This is a genomic window from Sphingobium sp. RS1 (assembly GCF_056156825.1).
The window spans coordinates 2,133,975-2,154,228 of record NZ_JBLZXE010000002.1; the positions used below are offsets into that span (position 1 = coordinate 2,133,975).

The following is a 20,254-nucleotide window of genomic DNA, read 5'->3' on the forward strand; positions in this document are numbered from 1 at the left end:
TCCTCCCCGGCACGGGGAGGTGGCAGCGCGCAGCGCTGACGGAGGGGGCGGGCACCCTGACGCAACCGTGGCGTCTGGGGGCATCCCCCCTCCACCACCGCTTCACGGCGGTCCCCCTACCCGTGCCGGGGAGGAATGCCTCACTGCGCCGCATTACCCGCTTCCACTGGCATAGCTTCGCCCCCGCCAAGGCTGTGGACATAAGTCGCCAGCATCCGGATGGTCGCCTTGTCCAACTTGTCGTCCCAGCGCGGCATCACGCCCTGACGGCTGTTCCATACGGTTTCACGGATCGTCGCCGCATCGCCGCCATAGAGCCAGATGCCGTCGGTCAGATTGGGTGCGCCCAGCGCCCGTGTCCCCTTGCCGTTCGGACCGTGGCAGACCGCGCAATTATCGGCGAAGACCTTCGCCCCGCGCTGCGACGCGGCGCTGGCTTTATCCTGCCGGCTGATGACGCGGACATGGGCGACCACATCGTTGATCTGCGCCGCGGTCAGCAACTGGTCGCGGCCGAAGGCAGGCATCATCGACATACGGGTCGCATCATGGTTGGGGTTGCGCACGCCGTCGGTGATCGTCTTCTCGATCGTCGCCAGATCGCCGCCCCACAGCCAGTCGTCATCGTTGAGGTTGGGATAGCCCTTCGCGCCAGCCGCGCCAGAGCCATGACACTGGACGCAATGAACCTTGAACGCAGCTCGCCCGCCTTCGACCGCTGCCTGCATCAGCTGCGGCTTGCCGGGCAGGTCGGTGATGGCGGTGTCGGCGATCGCCCGGCGCAACGGGGCGACCTGCGCCTCGCGTGACGCCAGTTCCTTCTCCAGCGCGCCGCGGCTCGACCAGCCCAGCACGCCCCGCGTATAATCATGCAGCATCGGAATCGCCGGATAGGCGATCACATAGCCGATCGCGAAAAGGATCGTCGCGTAGAAGGTCCACAGCCACCAGCGCGGCAGCGGCGTATCCAGTTCTGCGATGCCGTCCCACTCATGGCCCTTGAGTTCGGTGCCGGTGGCAGCGTCGATTTTCTTGTCCTGTCCGTCAGCCATTGTCGGCCTCCGTCTCTGTATCGCTGAAGATCATCGTGGCGGCGTCGCGGCTGTGCCGACGTCCGCGCGGCAGGAAGTGCCAGCCGACAAGGACAAGATAGCTCACACCCATGAAGACCAGCCCCCAGCTGTCGGCGAAATGGCGAAGCGCGTCGTAAGTCATCGCGGTTCCTCCTGGGGTTTCGCGGCATCCACATCGACCAGCGTGCCGATCATCTGGAGATAGGCGACCAGCGCATCCATCTCGGTCAGCTTGGCCGGATTGCCGTCGAAGTCGCGCTGCTGCGCCTTGGGATAGCGTTTGAGCAGGTCGGCGGCGTCGGCATTGGGATCGGCCTGCGCCTTCAGGTCGTCATTGGCCTTGGCCACATCTTCCTTGCTGTAAGGCACGCCGACCCGCGTCAGCGCGGTCAGGTCGTCGCGCATGTCCCCGGCCTTCAACTCCCGCTCGGCGAGGAAGGGATAGGTCGGCATGATCGATTCCGGCACCACGGCGCGCGGGTCTTTGAGATGCTGGACATGCCATTCGTCCGAATAGCGGCCGCCCACGCGGGCGAGGTCCGGCCCGGTCCGCTTCGACCCCCATTGGAATGGATGGTCATACATGCTTTCCGCCGCCAGGCTGTAATGGCCATAGCGTTCCGTTTCGTCGCGGAAGGGGCGGATCATCTGGCTGTGGCAGTTGTAGCAGCCTTCGCGAATATAGATGTTCCGGCCAGCCAGTTCGAGCGGGGTATAGGGGCGCATCCCTTCCACCTTCTCGATCGTGTTATCGATCCAGAAGAGCGGCGCGATTTCCACGATGCCGCCGATGGCGACGGTGACCAGTGCGCAAATGCCGAGCAGCGAGATGTTTCGCTCCAGCCGGCCATGGTCGAAAAACCTACCCTTTGGTTTGCTTGTCATTGTCTTTGTCCTCGAACTGAGGGTCAGATCGTGGCGGGCGTCAGCGGCTTGTCCGCGCCCGCGTCATAAACGGCATCGCGCATCGGCTTTTCGTCGCGCAGCGGCTTGCCCGCGATGGTCATGCCGATGTTCCAGGCCATGATGATCGCACCCGCCAGATACATCAGCCCGCCTGCCGCGCGGATCAGATACATGGGCAGCATCGCGCTCACGACTTCGGAGAAGCTGTAGACGAGGTAGCCGTCGGCTCCGTATTCGCGCCACATCAGCCCCTGCATGATGCCCGCGACCCACATGGCGGCGGCGTAGAGGACGATCCCCAGCGTCGCGAGCCAGAAGTGCCAGTTGACGAGGCGCAGGCTGTAGAGCCGTTCCCGCTTCCACAGGCGCGGCGTCAGATAATAGAGGCAGGCGAAGGTGATGAGCCCGTTCCAGCCAAGCGCGCCGCTATGCACATGGCCGATCGTCCAGTCGGTATAGTGGGACAGGCTGTTGACCGCCTTCACCGACATGACCGGTCCTTCGAAGGTGGACATGCCGTAAAAGGCCAGCGCCATCACCATCATGCGGATGATCGGATCGGTACGGATCTTGTCCCATGCGCCATTGAGCGTCATCAGGCCGTTGATCATCCCGCCCCAGCTGGGCATCCACAGCATGATCGAGAAGACCATGCCCAGAGTCTGCGCCCAGTCGGGCAGGGCGGTGTAGTGCAGGTGGTGCGGACCCGCCCAGATATACAGGAAGATCAGCGACCAGAAGTGGATGATCGACAGGCGATAGCTGTAGACCGGTCGTTCCGCCTGTTTGGGCACGAAATAATACATCATGGCCAGGAAGCCGGCGGTCAGGAAAAAGCCCACCGCATTATGGCCATACCACCACTGCGTCAGCGCATCCTGCACGCCGGCAAAGGCGCTATAGCTTTTGGAACCGAGCAGGCTGACCGGCATCGACAGGTTGTTGACGATGTGCAGCATCGCGATCGTCAGGATGAAGGCGAGGTAGAACCAGTTCGCCACATAGATATGCGGCTCGGACCGCTTGATGACGGTGCCGCCGAACACGATCAGGTAGCAGACCCAGACGATCGTCAGCCACAGGTCGACATACCATTCCGGCTCGGCATATTCCTTGCCCTCGGTAATGCCCATCAGATAGCCGGTCGCGGCCAGCACGATGAAGAGCTGATAGCCCCAGAAGACGAAATCGGCGAGTTTCGGCGCGAACAGTCGGGCGCGGCAAGTGCGCTGAACGACGTAGAAGCTGGTGGAGAGCAGCGCATTGCCGCCAAAGGCGAAGATCACCGCCGATGTGTGCAGCGGGCGCAGGCGACCGAAGCTGGTATATTCAATGCCGAGATTGAGGGCGGGAAAGGCGAGCTGCAAGGCGATGTAGAGGCCCGCGAGGAACCCCGCGAGGCCCCAGAAGACGGTCGCGATCACGCCCCAGCGGATCACATCGTCATAATATTTGCCCTGATCGGCGGGCATCTTCACCAGCCCCCGCGCAAAGCCGGCATAATCGGCGCTGCGCATGGCATAGATGGCCAGCCCCAGCGCAGTCGCGCTCACTATCCCCATATGGACGGCAAAGCCGCTGTCCCGCGCCGCCAGCATCGCCGCAAAGGCGATCAGCGCCAGCGCGAACCAGCCGCCCGTCCGCATCACCAATTTGTCCATCGACTTGTCCCCGCATCAGGTCTTTGCGGCGCTCCATCGGACAGGCGCCGCGCTTATGCCTTGACCAGTGTCAAAAGTGGGGCTGCGGGTCTTTACGGGATAGTGCGTAGACCTTTGGGCCGGCTGTCCCCATCCGTGCGCCCTGAGCGAAGTCGAAGCCCGAACGGATCTTGTTTCAACCCGCCTCGGCCAAAGCCTCCAGCGCTTGCCTGTCCACCAGCCGCACGCCGCGCCGGCCGACCAGGTCGATCACGCCCGTGCGCTTCATCTCGGTCATCTGGCGCGAGACGGTTTCGATGGTGGTGCCCAATATGTCGGCGATCTGCTGGCGCGACAGGGGCAGGTCAATTATGCCGTCCGCATCGGCGCGCAGCCGCCGTCCCATGTCGAGCAGGAAGGTCGCGACCTTCTCCCGCGCGGTCTTGCGGCCGAGCAGCAGCATCCAGTCGCGGGTGCGGTCGAGATCGTCCAGCGTCCGTTGCAGCAGGCGATGCTGCAATTCACCATGGCGCATCGCAAAGCCGTCAAAGGCGCCGCGCGGAAACAGGCAGAGCCGGGCGTCGGTAAGCGCAGTCACGCTGTGCGGCGTGCGCACGCCAAAGGGGCGGCCGATGAAATCGGCGGCGTAGACCACGCCGACAATCTGTTCACGCCCGTCGCCGGTCGAGGTGGCGAGCTTGAGCGTCCCTTCGATCACATTGGCAACGACGGTGCTGTCGTCGCCTTCCCACATCACCGTCTGCCCGGCCTGAAGCGTGACCCGCCGGCCGATGCGGCTCAGCGCATCCCGATCGCCGTCAATGAGGTCCGCGCAAATGGCGTGGTCGCGCACCACACAGGCGTCGCAGGACTGGCCGCTACAAGGGCGGGCCATGGGCGGAGGGGCGGCGTTTTGCGCCATGTCAAATCGCATATCCATGCCCGCTGCATGACGGGCGCGCAGGCCGCGACCTATCCGTAAATGTCCGTAACGGTGGGGATGGGATGAGCAGAATAGGATATCGCGCGCTTAACTTCGCACATTTCCCGCTGAATGCGACATTTCAGAACAAATGTTGGAAATTTTATTACGAGAGCGGCAAGGACTAACCCGGTGCGCTTATAGCAGGGAGCGCTACGATAGGACAGAGTTGGCTATGGCAGCTTTGGGTGGGAAGCGGACGTTCCGCTCTAGCTCACATATTCACGATATGTGCCTCTCGATCATCTGGAATGTAGTTGCATATAACTTTCCGTCTTTTTTTTCGATCGACTGTTTACTGCCTCTACAAAATCAATCCGATATCCCTCGATACCATCGCTTTCACGATTATCTTCATTGATGCTGACACGCTCATAGCTTTTAGGATGATTGAGAGACGCAATCAGGGTTTTCTCGCAACGATCTTCACCCTCTTTAGAAGAAAGCCATATTAAGGTGCCTAGGCCAGTAATTGCGATCAAGAGCAGGGTGGCTAATCCTGTGAAAATAAATTTCATATTGTTCCACCGGGCGTAAAATATTTTGGCAGATTATGTCTGCTAATGGGATCAAAAATCAATCGGAGTTACGTCCGCAAATGGTCGCTACCCGCCCGTCGCCTCCACACCCTCACCCGCATGAAACGCAATGCGCAGGGCTTCGGCGAGGCTTTTTACCTCCAGTTTCTGCATCAGGTTGGCGCGGTGGATTTCGACCGTTCTTGGGCTGATGCCCAGATCATAGGCGATGCTCTTGTTGGGTAGCCCCTCGACCAGCCCGTTCAGCACGTCGCGTTCGCGGTCGGTGAGTATATTCAGTCGCGCCTGCGCCTCCTGCGCGCGGGCGCTGGTGCCGCGGGCGGCGATCGACTGGCGGTGGGCGGCCTCGATACAGGCGATCAATGCCGCCTTCTCGAACGGCTTTTCGATAAAGTCGCTGGCGCCGGCCTTCATCGCGGCGACCGCCATGTCGATGTCGCCATGGCCGGTCATGATGACGACCGGCAGCATTATGCCACGCGCGCGCAGTTCCTGCTGCACGGCCATGCCGTCAATGTCGGGCATGCGCACGTCGAGCAGCACGCAGCCCGGCTCCAGCCCGGCCGCATCCTTCAGAAATGCGTGGCCGCCATCGAACAGGCGGACCGCATAGCCACTGGTCCGCAGCATGAAGGACAGCGACCGGCGGATCGCGTCGTCATCATCGACGACATAAATGGGATAAGGCTCGCTCATGCGCGTCTCCGGCTCAGTCTTCTGCTATGTCCAGGGTGAAGTGGAAGGCGGTGCCGCCCCATGGTGAAGGCGCGGCCCAGATGCGGCCGCCATGCCCCTCCACAATGGTCTGACTGATCGACAGGCCCACGCCCATGCCCCGCGCCTTGGTGGTGGAAAAGGGGGTGAAGAGCGTGCGTGACATGTCCGGGTCCAGCCCCGGCCCGCTGTCGGCGACGACCACCTCCACCTTGCCGGGCATGTCGGCGGCGGGTGCGGCGGTGACGCGCAGGATACGGACCGGCCGGTCCTGCATTGCCTCCACCGCATTCTTGACCAGATTGATGACGACCTGCTGCAACTGCACGCGGTTGACCATCACCCGGCCGATCGCGGGATCGATGCTGACGTCCATGTCGATGCCCCGGCTGTCGATGCCGATGAAGGCCAGTGCCGCGCCTTCCGCCAGCAGGCCACGCAGCGCTTCAGGCTGGCGCATGGCTTCGCCGCGCTTGATGAATTCGCGCAGCGAGCGGATAATTTCCCCGGCCCGCAACGCCTGCCCCGCGCTTTCGTCCATCGCCTCGCGCAGCATGTCGCGGTCGACCGGCCCTTCCACATCGAGCAGATCGCGCCCCGCCTCCATATAATTGGCGATGGCGGTCAACGGCTGGTTCAGTTCATGCGCCAGCGCGGCGGCCAGCGTGCCCATGGCGGTGACGCGCCCGGCATGGGCCAGTTCGGCCTGCAAATCGGCGACGCGCCGTTCGGCCTGCTGCCGTTCGGTAAGGTCGCGGATGAAGCCGGTGAACAGGCGGCGGCCCGCCGTTTCCACCTCCCCCACCGACAATTCGATGGGAAAGGTCGACCCGTCCCGCCGCCGCGCGCTGGTCAGACGGCCGATACCGATGATCCGCCGTTCGCCGGTGGTCAGATAATGGTCGATATAGCCATCATGCCGCTCCCGATCGGGCGAGGGCATCAGCATGGAGATATTTTCCCCCAACACATCGCCTTCGGCATATTGGAACATGCGCTGCGCCGCCGGGCTGAAGGACACGATGCCCCCGCGCATGTCGATGACGATCAGCGCATCGGGCACGGTGGTCAGGATCGACCCCAGCAGCGCCTGTTCCAGACTATGATCGCGCAAGCCCAATCCGTCGGTGTCGTCGTCCGCTACTGCCATCGGGGGATCATGCCGTCCTTTCAGTGCGCCAGCAAGAGCGGCACGGGCGCGGTGCGCAGCAGCGAGCGGGTGACGCCGCCGAAGATCAGTTCACGCCAGCGGCTATGCCCGAAGGCGCCCATGACGACCCAGTCGGCGCGCAGGCTGGCGATCGCGTCGCGCAATGCGATCTCGGTCGGTCGGTCGGCGCGGGGCCAGCTGTGCAATTGCGCCTTGATGCCGTGGCGGGCGAGATATTCGGGCGCGTCCGTCGCGGGGAAGGCGCTGTCGGCATCCTCAACCGTCACCACGTCCACCGCCTCAGCCAGTTTGAGCAAGGGCACGGCGGCGCGCAGGGCGGCGGCGGCGGCCGCGCTGCCATCCCAGGCGACGAGGGCGCGACCGGTAACGGCGATCCGTTTTGCCGCGACCGGCACCGCCAACACCGGCGTCCGCCCGCCCAGTAGCAGATCCGGCACGATCGGCAGCGGATCGCGCAGGCTGCTCCGCCCGCCTTCGGGCAGGCTGGCAACGATGAGGTCCGCCAGCTTTGCGGCGGAAAGCAGGCCGGGCAGGCTGTCCCCCTCCATCTGCCGCCAGTCCCAGGCGACATCCTCCTGCGCGAAATGGGTTTCGGTGCGGGTCCGGAACGCCTCGTCAATGGCGTAGAGTTCGGCTGCGACCATGGGGGCGTAGCCCATGCCGTCCTGTGCGCCGGCCGCGATCATCTCCGGCATCGGCGTCACCTGGACGCATTGGACATGGGCGCGCGCAGCGCGGGCCAGATCGCAGGCAACCTGCAACCGGCTGTCGGCCCCATGGTCATCATGAATATGCAGCAGGATCGTCTTCATGGCGCATCTCCATCGGTTCATGCCCCGATTATGCCTGCCCCCGCGCGATCACCATCAGGGATAGTCCTTATAGCATTTCCGGGACTGAAACGGGATTCAAACCGACATGACGTGGACCACGATACGCCTGGAACTTGCCCGCACCCCGGCCTTCCCAAACGGGTCGGCCGCACGCAGCTATGTGATGCGATTGCCGATCGACCCGGACGGCCGGATCGACGAACAGGAATATCGCCACCATCCCGAATATGCGACCGTGCGCCGCTTCTGGCCGAACGAACCGGACCGGCATGGCCATCTGCTGCGCACGGCGGAAGGGTGGACGCTATTCTATGCTGCCAATGAGCCATCGTTCCGGATGGAAGCAACGATGATCCGGTCGGGCAGTCACCTCATGCTGATCGAGCCGGATGGGCAGACCCTGCCCTTCGAGGTGAAGGCGATCGCTGCCTGAACGCCAAGATGCAGGGCGGCAGTCCGACTGGACTACCGTCCCCAATCCTCACAGTTTGAAGCCGACGCCCACGCCTACTACCAGCGGGTCGAGATTGACGCGCACCTTCTGCACGCCCGCCGCCGTGGTGGAGAGGCGCGCGGTGGTGTCGATATCGATATATTTGACGTCGATGTTGAGGAACATGCGGTCGTTGAGGTCGATGTCGACACCCGCCTGCGCCGCCCAGCCGAAGCTGTCGGACATATGCACACCGGTCTTGCCGACCGCGCCTTCCAGACCGCTCGACGCATCCTCATTGTAGAAGAGCGTGTAGTTGACGCCTGCGCCCACATAGGGACGGATCTTCGCATCGGGCAGGAAATGATATTGCGCCGTCAGCGTCGGCGGCAGCACCCAGGTCGAGGCCAGCTTGCCGATCGAACCGGTAGTGCCAGTGCGGCCGCTGGCCGAATGTTTGGTGGTCGCGGCGATCAGTTCGAAACCGACATGGTCGCTGGCCATCCAGGTAAAATCGACTTCGGGCGTCACCGCATTGTCGACGCTTACCTTCTCCCCGGGGAAGCCGGGTAGCACGCTGCCGCTCTTTTCATTGGGCGCGACCATGATGCCGCGCACGCGGACCAGCACGTCGCCCTGCTTCGCCTGTGCCGGGGTGGCGAGCGCGCCGACGATGGCCGCGGCGCCCAGCAAAATGGCTTTCCTGTTCATTAGGGGTCTCCTTCCCTTCCGGTTGGTGACTGCCCTTTGCGCCTGGCGACACGCCCCGGCATTGATCCGGCGCAACATGTAATTTGACGAAGCGCAATGCATGGGAATCGCACCCATGCGATCCGGCAGCCATGTGGACCTATCATCCCGATCTGCTCGCCCGGCCGGTGCCGCGCTACACCAGCTATCCCACCGCCGCCCAATTCAGCGAGACGGTGGGTGAGGCGGACCTGCTGGCGCGGCTGGACGGGCTGGAAGCGGAGACACCGCTGTCGCTCTATATCCATATCCCCTATTGCCATGACATATGCTGGTATTGCGGCTGCAACACCGGCGCGGCCAATCGCACCCAGCGCCTGACGGCCTATGTCGAGGCGCTGGAGCGGGAGATGGCGATGGTCGCCGCCCGGCTGGGCGGACGGGGCCGGGTGCGGCGCATCGCCTTTGGCGGGGGCAGTCCCAACTCGCTGCCGCTGGTCGATTTCATCCGCCTGTTGCAACAACTGACCCGCTGTTTCGATGCGGGTGACGCGCAGATTTCAGTGGAGCTGGACCCGCGCCGACTGGACAGCCAGTGGATCGCAGCGATGGCGGCCATGGGAGTGGACCGGGTCAATCTGGGCGTGCAGACCTTCACCCCGGCGGTGCAGGCGCGGATCGGCCGGGTCCAGCCGCACGACATGGTGGAGCGCGCGGTGGAGGGATTCGCGCGCGCCGGCGTCTCCGTAGGGTTCGACCTGATGTACGGCCTGCCGGGACAGGGGATGGACGATCTGGTCGCGACGCTCGACGCCAGCATCGCCATGGCCCCGGCGCGGATCGCGCTGTTCGGCTATGCGCATATGCCGCGCCTGTTGCCGCGCCAGCAGCGGATCGACGCCAGCGACCTGCCCGATCTCGAAAGCCGGTTCGCCATGGCAGCGCAGGGGCATGACCGGCTGGTCGCGGCCGGCTATCAGGCGATTGGCTTCGACCATTTCGCGCTGCCCGGCGACAGCCTGGCACGGGCCGCGCGGGAGGGCCGACTGCGGCGCAATTTCCAGGGCTTCACCGAGGATGATGCCGATGTGCTGATCGGCATGGGCGCGAGTGCGATCAGCGCCTTTCCCGACCTGCTGATCCAGAATGAGAAGCGTGCCGGGGCATGGCGTGAACACATCGCCGCAGGCCGCTTCGCCGCCACGCGCGGAGTGCTGCGCCATGGCGAGGATCGGCGGCGCGGGCGCATCATCGAAGCGCTGCTGTGTCGCGGCGAGGCGCATGTCGGCACGACGCCGATGCCCGATCTGTCCAGGTTCGAAGATTTGGGGCTGGTCCAGTGCAGCGAGGGGCGGGTGCTGCTGACGCCCGCCGCCCGCCCCTATGCCCGCGCCATTGCTGCCCGTTTCGACGCCTATCTGGCGGTCGAGGAAAAGCGGTTCAGCCATGCGGTCTGACGCGCTTTGGCTGGCGATGTTCGCTTGCCTCAATCTGGCGATCGGGGTGTTGCCGGCACCGGCGGCTGCGCACCGCATATCCTTTTGCGGCACGCCGCCGCCCGGTCATGGCGAGCCCATGCCGCCGCCCATATCCGGTGGTGCGTGCCATGCGATATTATGTGTCGGCGATCGGCAGAAGCCCCTCGCAGGCGAACCGGGGCGGGGCAAGCGCTAGACAGGCCCGACTTTCATCCCATTGTCGCGAGCCACACCCCATGATAGCATCGCTGCACAAGGGCGCAGCATATCTTCAGTCATAGTGGATGATGGAGCGGTTCATGACGAACCCCGCGCATGTCTTGATATTGAGCCTTCTCGCTAATGGCTGCGTGAGCGACACGCAGGCGGATGAACCGGCTCCACCGACGGAAACCCGCAAGCTGCCCGGCACCGGCGGCATCATGGCGCCGCCGGCCGATCCCGAAGACGCCATTCGATCCGAATTCGCGGCGATCGAGCGTAAGGGCACGGCGCAGGCCTATACGCTGTTTGCACAGCGCCATCCCGGTCACAGACTGGCCGACGAAGCCAGCCGCAGGGCCGCGGCGCTGGGCGCCAAGTCCCCGCACAAGGATGTTTCCAGCCCATGTCCCGACGCAGACCGGCGCAATTGCGACACGACGTCCTGATTTTGCATAGAGTCGCTTTTCCAAAAGTCGAGACAATACAATATTCTAGTCTTTCCCTAATAGTATGTCCTTGATTTATTGCCATAATGTAATGCTTGGCACGAATTGGAAATAGTGCCATGAGTGCGCACAACAAAACGGTCGCCAATCGACACAGTGAACGTGTCAGCCTCTAAGCTCTTTAGGAGGATGTATGTTCAAGGTCACTGGCTCAGGCCCCGTCAAGGTTAAGTTAACCCCCGACTATTCCCTGCCGTCGACTTCCGACGCCGCAGGTTCCGGCCCTGAATTTACAGGCGCCTGGTCGCTGTCGCGCGAAGCGCAGGTTCGCGGCGAAGTGCGACTGCTCTACCCGATGGATGCGCCCGAACCGCCGGCAACGCCGCCGTCCAGCTCGGGCGATCTCGCAGAAAATGGCAGCGCGTCCACCACGGCCGCCGTCGGCGCCACCGGTGATGCCAAGATCGACGGCATCCTGCGCGGCGTCAAATGGGCCGGTGCCATCACCTATTCGGATGTCGATTCGAACGCCGATTATCAGTCGGGCTATTTTTCCGACAGCGACGGCGATGGAATCAGCGCGCAGAATGAGGGCTTTTCCCAATTCACGCCGCAACAGCTGCTGGCGATGCATAGTGCGCTCAATGATTTCACCTATACACAGCTGGCGGGCGCCTACGGCTTTTCGATCGAAGGCTTCACCAACCTGACTATCGATTATAGTGGCGCAGGCAGCGCCACGGCGACCATTCGCGGCGCCAATTCCAGCGATGCCCCGACCGCCTATGCCTATTATCCGGCCAATAACATCTATGGCGGCGACACGTTCTTCGGCAATGCCTATGACGGCACATCCAACTCGCTGAAAAATCCGGTGGCGGGCAATTATGCCTGGCATACCATGCTGCACGAACTTGGGCACTCGCTGGGCCTGAAGCATGGACAGGAACTGGGTGGCGTCAGCAACACCGCCCTCCCGACGGCGTGGGACTCGATCGAATTTTCGGTCATGACCTATCGCAGCTATGTCGGCGCACCGCTGACCGGCTACAGCTACGAACAGTTCGGCGCACCGCAGACCTACATGATGCTCGACATCGCGGCGCTCCAGACCATGTATGGCGCGGACTATACGGTTCATTCCGAAAACACGACCTATAGCTGGAACCCGACCACGGGTATCACCTATATCAATGGCGAGATCGCCATCCAGCCCGGTGCCAATCGCATCTTTGCGACCATCTGGGACGGCGGCGGCGTCGATACCTACGACCTGTCCGCTTACAGCAACAACCTCACCATCGACCTGACGCCCGGCGGCTATTCGCTATTCAGTGGGACGCAGCAGGCCTATCTGGGCGGTGGCAACTATGCCCGCGGCAACATCTTCAACGCGCTGACCTTCGGTGGCAGCAATGCGTCGCTGATCGAGAATGCGACCGGCGGTTCGGGCAACGATACGATCACCGGCAATGCCGTGGGCAACCTGCTGAAGGGCGGTGGCGGTACCGACACCATCTATGGCGGCGACGGCGACGACGTCATCCAGGGCGGCTTCAACGCCGACTTTGTCTACGGCCAGGGCGGCAACGACGTCTTCCAGGTGCTGCAGGGCGAATTTGGCGACAATATCGACGGCGGCTCGGGCACCGATCGACTCGACCTGAGCAATTATACTGCAACCTATGGCGCAACTGTCGATCTCGGCGCCGGCAGCTGGGACTTCAACCCCGGCTTTGGCGGTCCCTACACCATCACCGGCGTGGAAGATGTCGACGGCACCCAACTGGCCGACACCATCACCGGCAACAGCAGCGACAACGTCCTGCGCGGCAATGGCGGGGATGACGTGCTGAAGTCCGGAATCGGCAACGACACCGTCTATGGCGGTGACGGCAACGACATCATCCAGGGCGGTTTCGGTGAAGACGATGTCTTTGGCGAGGCCGGCGACGACGTCTTCCAGGTGCTCCAAGGCGAATTTGGCGACAATATCGACGGCGGCACGGGCACCGATCGGCTCGACCTGAGCGATTATACCGCAACCTATGGCGCAACCGTCGATCTCAGCACCGGCACTTGGGACTTCAACCCCAGCTTTGGCGGCCCCTACACCATCACTGGCGTCGAAAATGTCGATGGCACGCAGCTGGCCGACACCATCACCGGTAACTTCAGCAACAACGTCCTGCGCGGCAATGCCGGCAATGATACGCTCAAGGGCGATGGCGGCACAGACACCATCTATGGCGGTGACGGCAACGACATCATCCAGGGCGGTTTCAACGCCGACAATGTCTTTGGTGAAGCTGGCAATGACGTATTTCAGGTGCTGCAGGGCGAATTTGGCGACAATATCGACGGCGGCACTGGCACGGACCGGCTCGATCTGAGCAACTATACGGTCGACTATGGTGCCACGGTCAATCTCGCCGCTGGCACATGGGACTTCAATCCCAGCTTTGGCGGACCCTATACCATCGTCAATGTCGAGAATGTCGATGGCACCCAACTGGCCGACACCATCACCGGTAACAGTGCAGGCAATGTGCTGAACGGCAATTATGGTGACGACCAGATCAATGGTGGCGGGGGCAACGACACGATCAACGGCGGCTATGGCGACGACATTCTGGTCGGCGGCGACGGCAATGACATCATCAATGGCAGCGCCGGCGTCGACGTCGCCTATGGTGAGGCCGGCGACGACGTTTTCAAGGTCGTTGGCGGCTGGAATGGCGGCTATGGCGAACTCTTTTCGGGCGGCACCGGCACGGACACGATCGACGGCACAGCCCTGACCGGCAATTTCATCGTCAACCTGACGGAAGGCGAATTTGTGCTGAGTGGCGGCTCCGGTCTGGTCACGCTGGCCAGCGTGGAGAATGCGACGACCGGGTCGGGCAATGACACGATTACCGGATCGGCCGCAGCCAACCGGCTGATCGGCAATGCTGGCGCCGATACGCTGAACGGCCTGGACGGCAATGACGTTCTGCAAGGTGGTGCTGGCAATGACCAGTTGAATGGCGGCCTGGGCAACGACACCATCGATGGCGGTGCGGATATCGATACGGCAAACTACGCCGGTGCCGCCGCCGGCGTAACCGTCAGCCTGGCCATCGCCGTGGCGCAGAATACCGTCAATGCTGGCATGGATACGCTGATCGGGATCGAAAATCTGTCCGGCTCCCCCTACAGCGATACGTTGACGGGCAATGGCGGCAACAACGAACTATATGGGCGTGTCGGCAACGACACCCTCAATGGTGGTGCCGGAGCCGACTATATGGTGGGCGATGTTGGCAACGACACTTATTATGTCGACAATGTTGGCGACAATGTTGTGGAAAATCTGGCGAGCGGCGGCACAGACGACCGGATCATCTCTTCCGTCACCTACAGTCTCGCCGGGCGCCATATCGAACGGCTGACGCTGACCGGTTCGGCCGCCATCAACGGGACCGGCAACGACCTGGCCCAGACCATCATCGGCAATAGCGGCGACAACGAACTGAACGGGCTGGGTGGCAATGACGTGCTGCAAGGCGGCGATGGCGCCGACACGCTGAACGGCGGCACGGGCGACGACACTATGGATGGCGGCGCCGGGACCGACATGGTGACCTATGCCGGCATGACGGCCGGGGTTACCGTAAGCCTGGCCATCGCCGGTGCACAAAATACCGGCGGGGGTGGTACCGACACGCTGACCGGGATCGAAAATCTGACCGGCACGGCCTATAACGACACCCTGACCGGCAATGGCGGCGCGAACGCCATCTATGGCGGTGGAGGCAACGACACGATCAATGGCGGGGCCGGCGCTGACTATATGGCCGGCGATATCGGCAACGACATTTATTATGTCGATAACAGCGGCGACAATGTGGTCGAGAATGGCACCGGCGGTTCCGGCGATATCATTTATGCCAGCGTGAGCTATTCTCTGGTTGGCAGGGATATCGAAAAGCTCATCCTGACCGGATCCGCCAACATCAATGGCACCGGTAACGGCCTGGCTCAGACGATGATCGGCAACAGCGGCCAGAATGTGCTGAACGGTGCCGCCGGCAACGACGTGCTCGATGGTGGGACCGGTGCGGATACGCTGACTGGCGGAACCGGGGCCGACATCTTCCTCTTCGCATCGGCTCTGGGCGGCGGGAATGTCGATTCGGTCACCGACTATGTCGTGGCGGACGATACCATCCAGCTGGATGACGCCATCTTCACCGGCCTTGCGCTGGGGACGCTGGCTGCCGATCAGTTCTTCATCGGGTCCGCCGCCCATGATGCAACCGATCGGATCATCTATAACCAGGCGACCGGTGCGCTTCTGTTCGACGCCGACGGTACGGGCGCGACCGCTGCGATCCAGTTCGCAACGCTCAGTTCCGGACTGGCGATGGTGCCGGCAGAATTCGTGGTCGTGTAACCCCGCACGACCGACAGCAGCAGGGCCACCCGATCCGTCGGGTGGCCCTTTTTTTGTCTGCGTTGTCCCGCCGCCGCCATCAATCAACCCGCCCCCTGCCGAACAGGAAGGCGCAAGATCATTCGCGGAAGGCGGTTTCCTTGAGGCGGGTAAGCGGGGTCAGGATATAGGCGAGCACAGTGCGCTTGTCGCCAAGCAGGTTGACATTGGCGCCCATGCCGGGGCCGATACGCAGGCGATGCCCGTCCTTGTCCAGAATGGCATCGGTGCTCGTTCGTACCCGGACGAGATAATGGCTTTCCCCGGTACGCTCATTGACGACGGCATCGGGTGAGATGGCAACCACCTGTCCCTGCATCGACCCATAGATGGCGCTGTCATAGGCCGATATTTCGACCTTCGCCCGCTGGCCAAGCCGGACCGAGGCGATGTCCTTCGCCGCCACCATGGCCTCGACCAGCAGATTGTCGCGGACCGGCACCATTTCGAGCAGCGGGTCGCCGGGCCGCACGCTGCCGCCCACCGTCGTCACGAACACGCGGTTGACGCGCCCGTCCAGCGGCGCGCGCACCACGGTGCGATCGAGCTTATATTCATAGGCCGGCATGCTTGCTTCGCGCACGCCCATTTCCGCGCGGGCGGCCGTGAGCTCGTCTCCGGCGCGCGCGATCCAGTCGCGCTTCTGCTGCATCGCGCTGGCCTGCGCTTCCGCCAGGATCGAATGGGCGCGGCTGAGCGCGGCACCGGCGCCCGCGGCCTCGCTGGTGGCAACGCTATAGCTGTTCTCCGCCTGGAGCAGCGATCGGCGCGATTCTATCCCTTCGCGCACCAACGGCCGCATCAGGTCAAGGTCAACCCGCGCCGTGTCGCGCGCGGAAATGCGCGCCGCCTGCGCGGCCGTCGCCTCGCCAATACCGCGCTGCGCCTGGGTGACGCGGGCCGACCCGACATTGGACAGGCTCGCCAGTTCCGCCATCCGCGCGCGATAGAGGCTTTGCTCAACGGCGATCTGGCTGGCCATGCTGGGGTTGCGCGCGGCGGGGAAAGCCGGCGTCCGGCCGGCAATTTCCGCCTCCAGCCGCAATATCTTGAGGCTGAGGGCATCGCCGCTGGCGCGATTGCTGGCCAGTTCGGCACCCGGCTGGATCGGGCTGAGGCGGATCAGCGGGGCGCCCGCCTTCACATCCTGCCCGGTCTTCACGAGGATGGTTTCCACCACGCCGCCTTCCAGGTTGGAAATGACCTGAAGCTGCGAACTGGGGATGACCCGGCCGTTCGCACGCACCGTCCGGTCAATCTCCGTGAGGCCGGCCCAGAGCAGGAAGATCAGCAGGAAGGCGACGATCGCCCAGAGGAAGATATTGGCCGGTATGGCGGGCCGGATGTGCATGGCGCCCGGCCGCTGGACGTCGTCGTTCATGCTGCCTTGCCCCGCGTCAGACGTTGCAGGATGACATCGCGCGGCCCGTCAGCAGCGATCCGCCCCTGCTCCAGGACGATGATCCGGTCGACCAGTCGCAACAAGGACGGGCGATGGGTGATGAGCAGCATCGTGCGCCCTTCCACTTCGGGTTGCAGCCGGTCGATCAGGTCGGTTTCGGTCTGCGAATCCATGGCGCTGCTCGGTTCGTCGAAGACCAGGATGGGTGGCCGCCCGGCCAGCGCACGGGCCAGCGAAATGGACTGACGCTGGCCGCCGGACAGACCATCGCCCCGGTCCGCCAGTTTGAGGTCATAGCCGTTGACGATCTTGCCCATGAAGCCATGGGTGCCGCTGAGCGAGGCGGCGCGCAGCATTTCGTCATTGTCGATGCCGGGCCGGTCGAGGCAGATATTGTCGCGCACCGATCCGGCGATCAGCACATTGTCCTGCATCGCCGCACCGATGAAGCCGCGCAGCCGGGCGGGGTCGAACTGGCGCACGTCCGTGCCGTCGATCATGACGACACCTTCCTGCGGCTCATACAGGCCCAGGATCAGCCGGGCGAGCGTCGACTTGCCCGATCCGACCCGGCCGAGAAAGCCCACCCGTTCTCCCGGTGCGATCGACAGGCTGATCTGGTCCAGCGCCTTTTCGGCGGCGCGGGGATAGCGGAAGGCGACATTGCGCAGTTCGATCGCGCCCAGCAGCCGCGCCGGCTGCAACGGTTCACCCGCCGGTCCTTCGCTGGGCGTATCCATCAGCGTGTTGATCTGGCGGCAGGCGATGCGCGTGGCCGACAGGCGGGCCAGCAGGTTGGCGATCTGCGCCAGCGGCGCGATCGCGCGGCCGCACAGGATGGAACAGGCCAGCAAGGCGCCGGTGGTGATGACATGATCGCGGATCAGGCCGACGCCCAGAATGATGATGCCGCAATAGGCGATGATGTTCGCGCTGTTCGCCACCGTCATGGCGATGGATGCCGTCAGGCGCTGGCTGAGCGAACTGTGCGCATGGCTTTTCAGTGCCATCCGCCACCGATCGCCCAGCATGCCACCGGCACCGATCGCCTTGACTGTCTCCAGGCTGCCGACGGTTTCCACCAGCACCGATTGCTTGCGCAGCCCGTCGCCCAGGCTGGCGGCCGACAGACGATCCAGCGCCGGATTGGTGACAAGGCCGGCAATGACGACGACCGGGATCATCGCCAGCGGCGGCAGCACCAATATGCCGCCCAGCATGGTCATGACCGCCAGGGTGATGATGATGAAAGGCACGTCGATGATCGCGGTCAGCGTCGCCGAGGCGAAGAAATCCCGCAGCGTTTCCAGTTCGCGCATCAGGCCGGTGAGCGTGCCAGTGGACCCCGCCCGCTTGTCCAGTCGCATCGACAGCAGCTTGGCGAACAATGTGTCGCCCACCTCATAATCGATATTGGCGCCGGCGATGTCGACGAAATAGACGCGCAGCAGCCGCAGCACGAAATCGAAGACGACCACGATCACCAGCCCGATGCTGAGCCCCACCAGCGAGGAGGAGGCATCATTGGGAATGACCCGGTCGTAGACCGTCATCGTGAACAGCGACGAGACCATGGCGAACAGATTGATCATCGCCGCGGCGATACCGACCTTGATATAGGTGCCCTTGTTGCGCAGCATCGGCTCGATCAGCCATGGCGCGAAGCGTTGCCGGGCGGCGGCGATCAGGGGCTGGTCGGTCATGGCGTTTCCATCCGGTCCGAAGGATTGGCGGCGATAGCAAGGCTGGGCAGCAACCGCCCCGTCCGGCTGAGCAGGGCGAAGCGCGAGACATCCCGTTCTGCCAGTGTCTGAATAAAATTGGCGATGGAATAGAAGTAGTTATCCTCGACATAAAGCAGGTCGTAGAGGGTGCCCTGCGAAACGTCGAACCGGGTGGCGATGACGTCGCGCGTGTTGCGGTTGGCGATATAGCTTGCCTCCGCCGCTGCGAGTTGATCCTCCAGCCCGCGAATGTCGGATAGCGCCATCTGCGCGTCGCGCATCGCTTCCTGCCGGACCCGGTTGGCATAGGCATCCGCCGCATCGGCCCGTGCCGTCGCCTGATCGGCCTTGGCATTGAAGCCGGCGCCCAGTTGCGCCCGCACGATGATGCGCCCGCGCACATCATAGTCGCCGGGATTTTCAAAGACGCCATAGCGGCCCGCATCCACCCCGGCAGCGATGGTGGGCAAACGTTCCGACCGCGTGGCGCGCGCCTCCTGCCGTGCCGCTCGCGCCTCCGCCTCCGCCTTGCGGACGACGGGTGACCGCAGCACGATGGCGTCCAGCACATCGGCATCGTTCATGGCATCGGGCGGCAAGATGGCGCGGGTCAGCGCCGGCGGCGCATCATGGCCGGCCAGCGCGCGATATTGCGCCTCTGCCGTTGCCAGATCGCGCCTTATGCCGGCCAGCCGCGTCTGAACATTGGCGATCGAACTGTCGACGCGCGGCAAGTCGCCCTGCGCCGAAAAGCCCTGGTCGATCCGCCGTTCGAGGCCATGGCGCAATTGCTGCTGGCGCGCGATATATTCCAGCGCCGCCTGCTCCATCAGTCGCTGGGCGAAGACCGAATACCAGGCAGTGATGGTGCGCAGCCCCACTTCCTCGCCATAGCCCAGCAGGCCCTGCTGCGCGGCATCGACGCGGGCGTTGCCGGCGTTGATGCGGCTCGACGCCGCACCGAAATCCAGCAGACGTTGCCGCACCGATGCGGTCGCGTCGGTCCGCCCCTCGGGTCGCGACCGCTCGATGATATTGCCGACATCGTTGGAGAAATTGCGCGCGAAGGAGCGATTGGCATCGACCGACAGGTCGACCGTGGGGAACAGCAATGATCGCGCCTGGGTACGCGCCGCACGCGCCTCGCGCTCGCTCGCGCGGGCCTCGTCCAGCAACGGGTTGTTGCGGATCGCCGCCTCTATCTCCGACCGGAACAACGGATCGGCAGCCGCCGGCCTGGCCAGCGCCAGCAGCGGATCATCCGCAACCGGTGCGGTGAAGGGGCGTGGATTGACCGGCTGCACCAGGCGGCGCGGGGCATTGGCAGCACCGACCGCCGGGCCATGGACGCAGGCCATCATCGCAAGCGCGATCGCCACGCGCCCGGAATCGCGGAGGTCGAGCCCCCTTCTGACTAACCAGCGATGTAACACAAGCACAGTGCCCCGGCCGCGCGAACAAGCCCCCTCCAGTACTCTGCCACATTTCACGAAAAAATGGCAGAGCCCCAGTTTATTTCTGCATGCCCCAGAAAGATTGCGC

The 20,254-nt window shown here is 63.6% G+C and carries 18 protein-coding genes; 5 read left to right on the forward strand and 13 right to left on the reverse strand.

Translation table 11 applies throughout. The annotated features are described in order from the left end of the window. Window positions 1–140: 140 nt before the first annotated feature. From ccoP to ACNHGR_RS12140, 9 genes are all read right to left on the reverse strand, one after another. Complete coding sequence (gene ccoP / locus ACNHGR_RS12100; protein WP_475286386.1) at window positions 141–1,052, reverse strand: cytochrome-c oxidase, cbb3-type subunit III; 912 nt, start codon at window positions 1,050–1,052, stop codon at window positions 141–143. Next, window positions 1,045–1,215, reverse strand: a complete 171-nt coding sequence (locus ACNHGR_RS12105; protein WP_184267589.1) for a cbb3-type cytochrome c oxidase subunit 3 — start codon at window positions 1,213–1,215, stop codon at window positions 1,045–1,047. The genes ccoP and ACNHGR_RS12105 overlap by 8 nt, the downstream gene beginning before the upstream one ends. After that, window positions 1,212–1,958, reverse strand: a complete 747-nt coding sequence (gene ccoO, locus ACNHGR_RS12110) for a cytochrome-c oxidase, cbb3-type subunit II (protein WP_475286388.1) — start codon at window positions 1,956–1,958, stop codon at window positions 1,212–1,214. Before ccoO ends, ACNHGR_RS12105 begins: the two co-directional genes overlap by 4 nt. A gap of 23 nt (window positions 1,959–1,981) precedes the next feature. Next, a complete protein-coding gene (gene ccoN, locus ACNHGR_RS12115) occupies window positions 1,982–3,640 on the reverse strand; it encodes a cytochrome-c oxidase, cbb3-type subunit I (RefSeq protein WP_475286389.1) in 1,659 nt (552 codons plus the stop codon). 175 nt (window positions 3,641–3,815) lie between these two features. Then, window positions 3,816–4,559, reverse strand: a complete 744-nt coding sequence (locus ACNHGR_RS12120) for a Crp/Fnr family transcriptional regulator (protein WP_475286391.1) — start codon at window positions 4,557–4,559, stop codon at window positions 3,816–3,818. Window positions 4,560–4,843: 284 nt separating this feature from the next. Further along, the gene (locus ACNHGR_RS12125; RefSeq protein ID WP_475286392.1) at window positions 4,844–5,119 is read right to left on the reverse strand and encodes a hypothetical protein; all 276 of its coding nucleotides are present in this window, start codon (window positions 5,117–5,119) and stop codon (window positions 4,844–4,846) included. 87 nt (window positions 5,120–5,206) lie between these two features. Beyond that, entirely contained in the window at window positions 5,207–5,836 is a 630-nt protein-coding gene (gene fixJ / locus ACNHGR_RS12130; protein WP_475286394.1) for a response regulator FixJ, read from the reverse strand. Window positions 5,837–5,849: 13 nt separating this feature from the next. Then, a complete protein-coding gene (locus ACNHGR_RS12135) occupies window positions 5,850–7,004 on the reverse strand; it encodes a sensor histidine kinase (protein WP_475286396.1) in 1,155 nt (384 codons plus the stop codon). A gap of 20 nt (window positions 7,005–7,024) precedes the next feature. Then, on the reverse strand, window positions 7,025–7,837 hold the full coding sequence (locus ACNHGR_RS12140; RefSeq protein WP_475286398.1) for a universal stress protein: 813 nt from the start codon (window positions 7,835–7,837) through the stop codon (window positions 7,025–7,027). Between the two features lie 106 nt (window positions 7,838–7,943). On the opposite strand from ACNHGR_RS12140, the gene ACNHGR_RS12145 reads away from it, so the two are divergent. Next, entirely contained in the window at window positions 7,944–8,291 is a 348-nt protein-coding gene (locus tag ACNHGR_RS12145) for a hypothetical protein (protein ID WP_184267601.1), read from the forward strand. Window positions 8,292–8,339: 48 nt separating this feature from the next. On the opposite strand, the gene ACNHGR_RS12150 is transcribed toward ACNHGR_RS12145, so the two are convergent. Beyond that, on the reverse strand, window positions 8,340–9,002 hold the full coding sequence (locus ACNHGR_RS12150; RefSeq protein ID WP_475286399.1) for an OmpW/AlkL family protein: 663 nt from the start codon (window positions 9,000–9,002) through the stop codon (window positions 8,340–8,342). A 131-nt stretch (window positions 9,003–9,133) separates the two neighbouring features. On the opposite strand from ACNHGR_RS12150, the gene hemN reads away from it, so the two are divergent. The 4 genes from hemN (at window position 9,134) to ACNHGR_RS12170 (ending at window position 15,547) form a co-directional block, all read left to right on the forward strand. Continuing rightward, window positions 9,134–10,438 (forward strand): oxygen-independent coproporphyrinogen III oxidase, encoded by a 1,305-nt coding sequence (gene hemN, locus ACNHGR_RS12155; protein WP_475288403.1) that lies wholly within the window; start codon window positions 9,134–9,136, stop codon window positions 10,436–10,438. Then, complete coding sequence (locus ACNHGR_RS12160) at window positions 10,428–10,655, forward strand: hypothetical protein (RefSeq protein ID WP_475286401.1); 228 nt, start codon at window positions 10,428–10,430, stop codon at window positions 10,653–10,655. Before hemN ends, ACNHGR_RS12160 begins: the two co-directional genes overlap by 11 nt. 103 nt (window positions 10,656–10,758) lie before the next feature. Continuing rightward, complete coding sequence (locus ACNHGR_RS12165) at window positions 10,759–11,109, forward strand: hypothetical protein (RefSeq protein ID WP_475286402.1); 351 nt, start codon at window positions 10,759–10,761, stop codon at window positions 11,107–11,109. A gap of 193 nt (window positions 11,110–11,302) precedes the next feature. Beyond that, entirely contained in the window at window positions 11,303–15,547 is a 4,245-nt protein-coding gene (locus ACNHGR_RS12170; RefSeq protein ID WP_475286404.1) for a M10 family metallopeptidase C-terminal domain-containing protein, read from the forward strand. Window positions 15,548–15,665: 118 nt separating this feature from the next. Here ACNHGR_RS12170 and ACNHGR_RS12175 read toward each other — a convergent pair whose 3' ends face one another. Genes ACNHGR_RS12175 through ACNHGR_RS12185 form a run of 3 tightly spaced genes read right to left on the reverse strand, consistent with a single transcriptional unit; the run spans window position 15,666 to window position 20,091 of the window. Further along, window positions 15,666–16,967, reverse strand: a complete 1,302-nt coding sequence (locus ACNHGR_RS12175; protein ID WP_475286406.1) for an HlyD family type I secretion periplasmic adaptor subunit — start codon at window positions 16,965–16,967, stop codon at window positions 15,666–15,668. Further along, window positions 16,964–18,691 (reverse strand): ATP-binding cassette domain-containing protein, encoded by a 1,728-nt coding sequence (locus ACNHGR_RS12180; protein ID WP_475286407.1) that lies wholly within the window; start codon window positions 18,689–18,691, stop codon window positions 16,964–16,966. The genes ACNHGR_RS12175 and ACNHGR_RS12180 overlap by 4 nt, the downstream gene beginning before the upstream one ends. Continuing rightward, the gene (locus ACNHGR_RS12185) at window positions 18,688–20,091 is read right to left on the reverse strand and encodes a TolC family protein (RefSeq protein ID WP_475286409.1); all 1,404 of its coding nucleotides are present in this window, start codon (window positions 20,089–20,091) and stop codon (window positions 18,688–18,690) included. Before ACNHGR_RS12185 ends, ACNHGR_RS12180 begins: the two co-directional genes overlap by 4 nt. Between the last annotated feature and the right edge of the window lie 163 nt (window positions 20,092–20,254).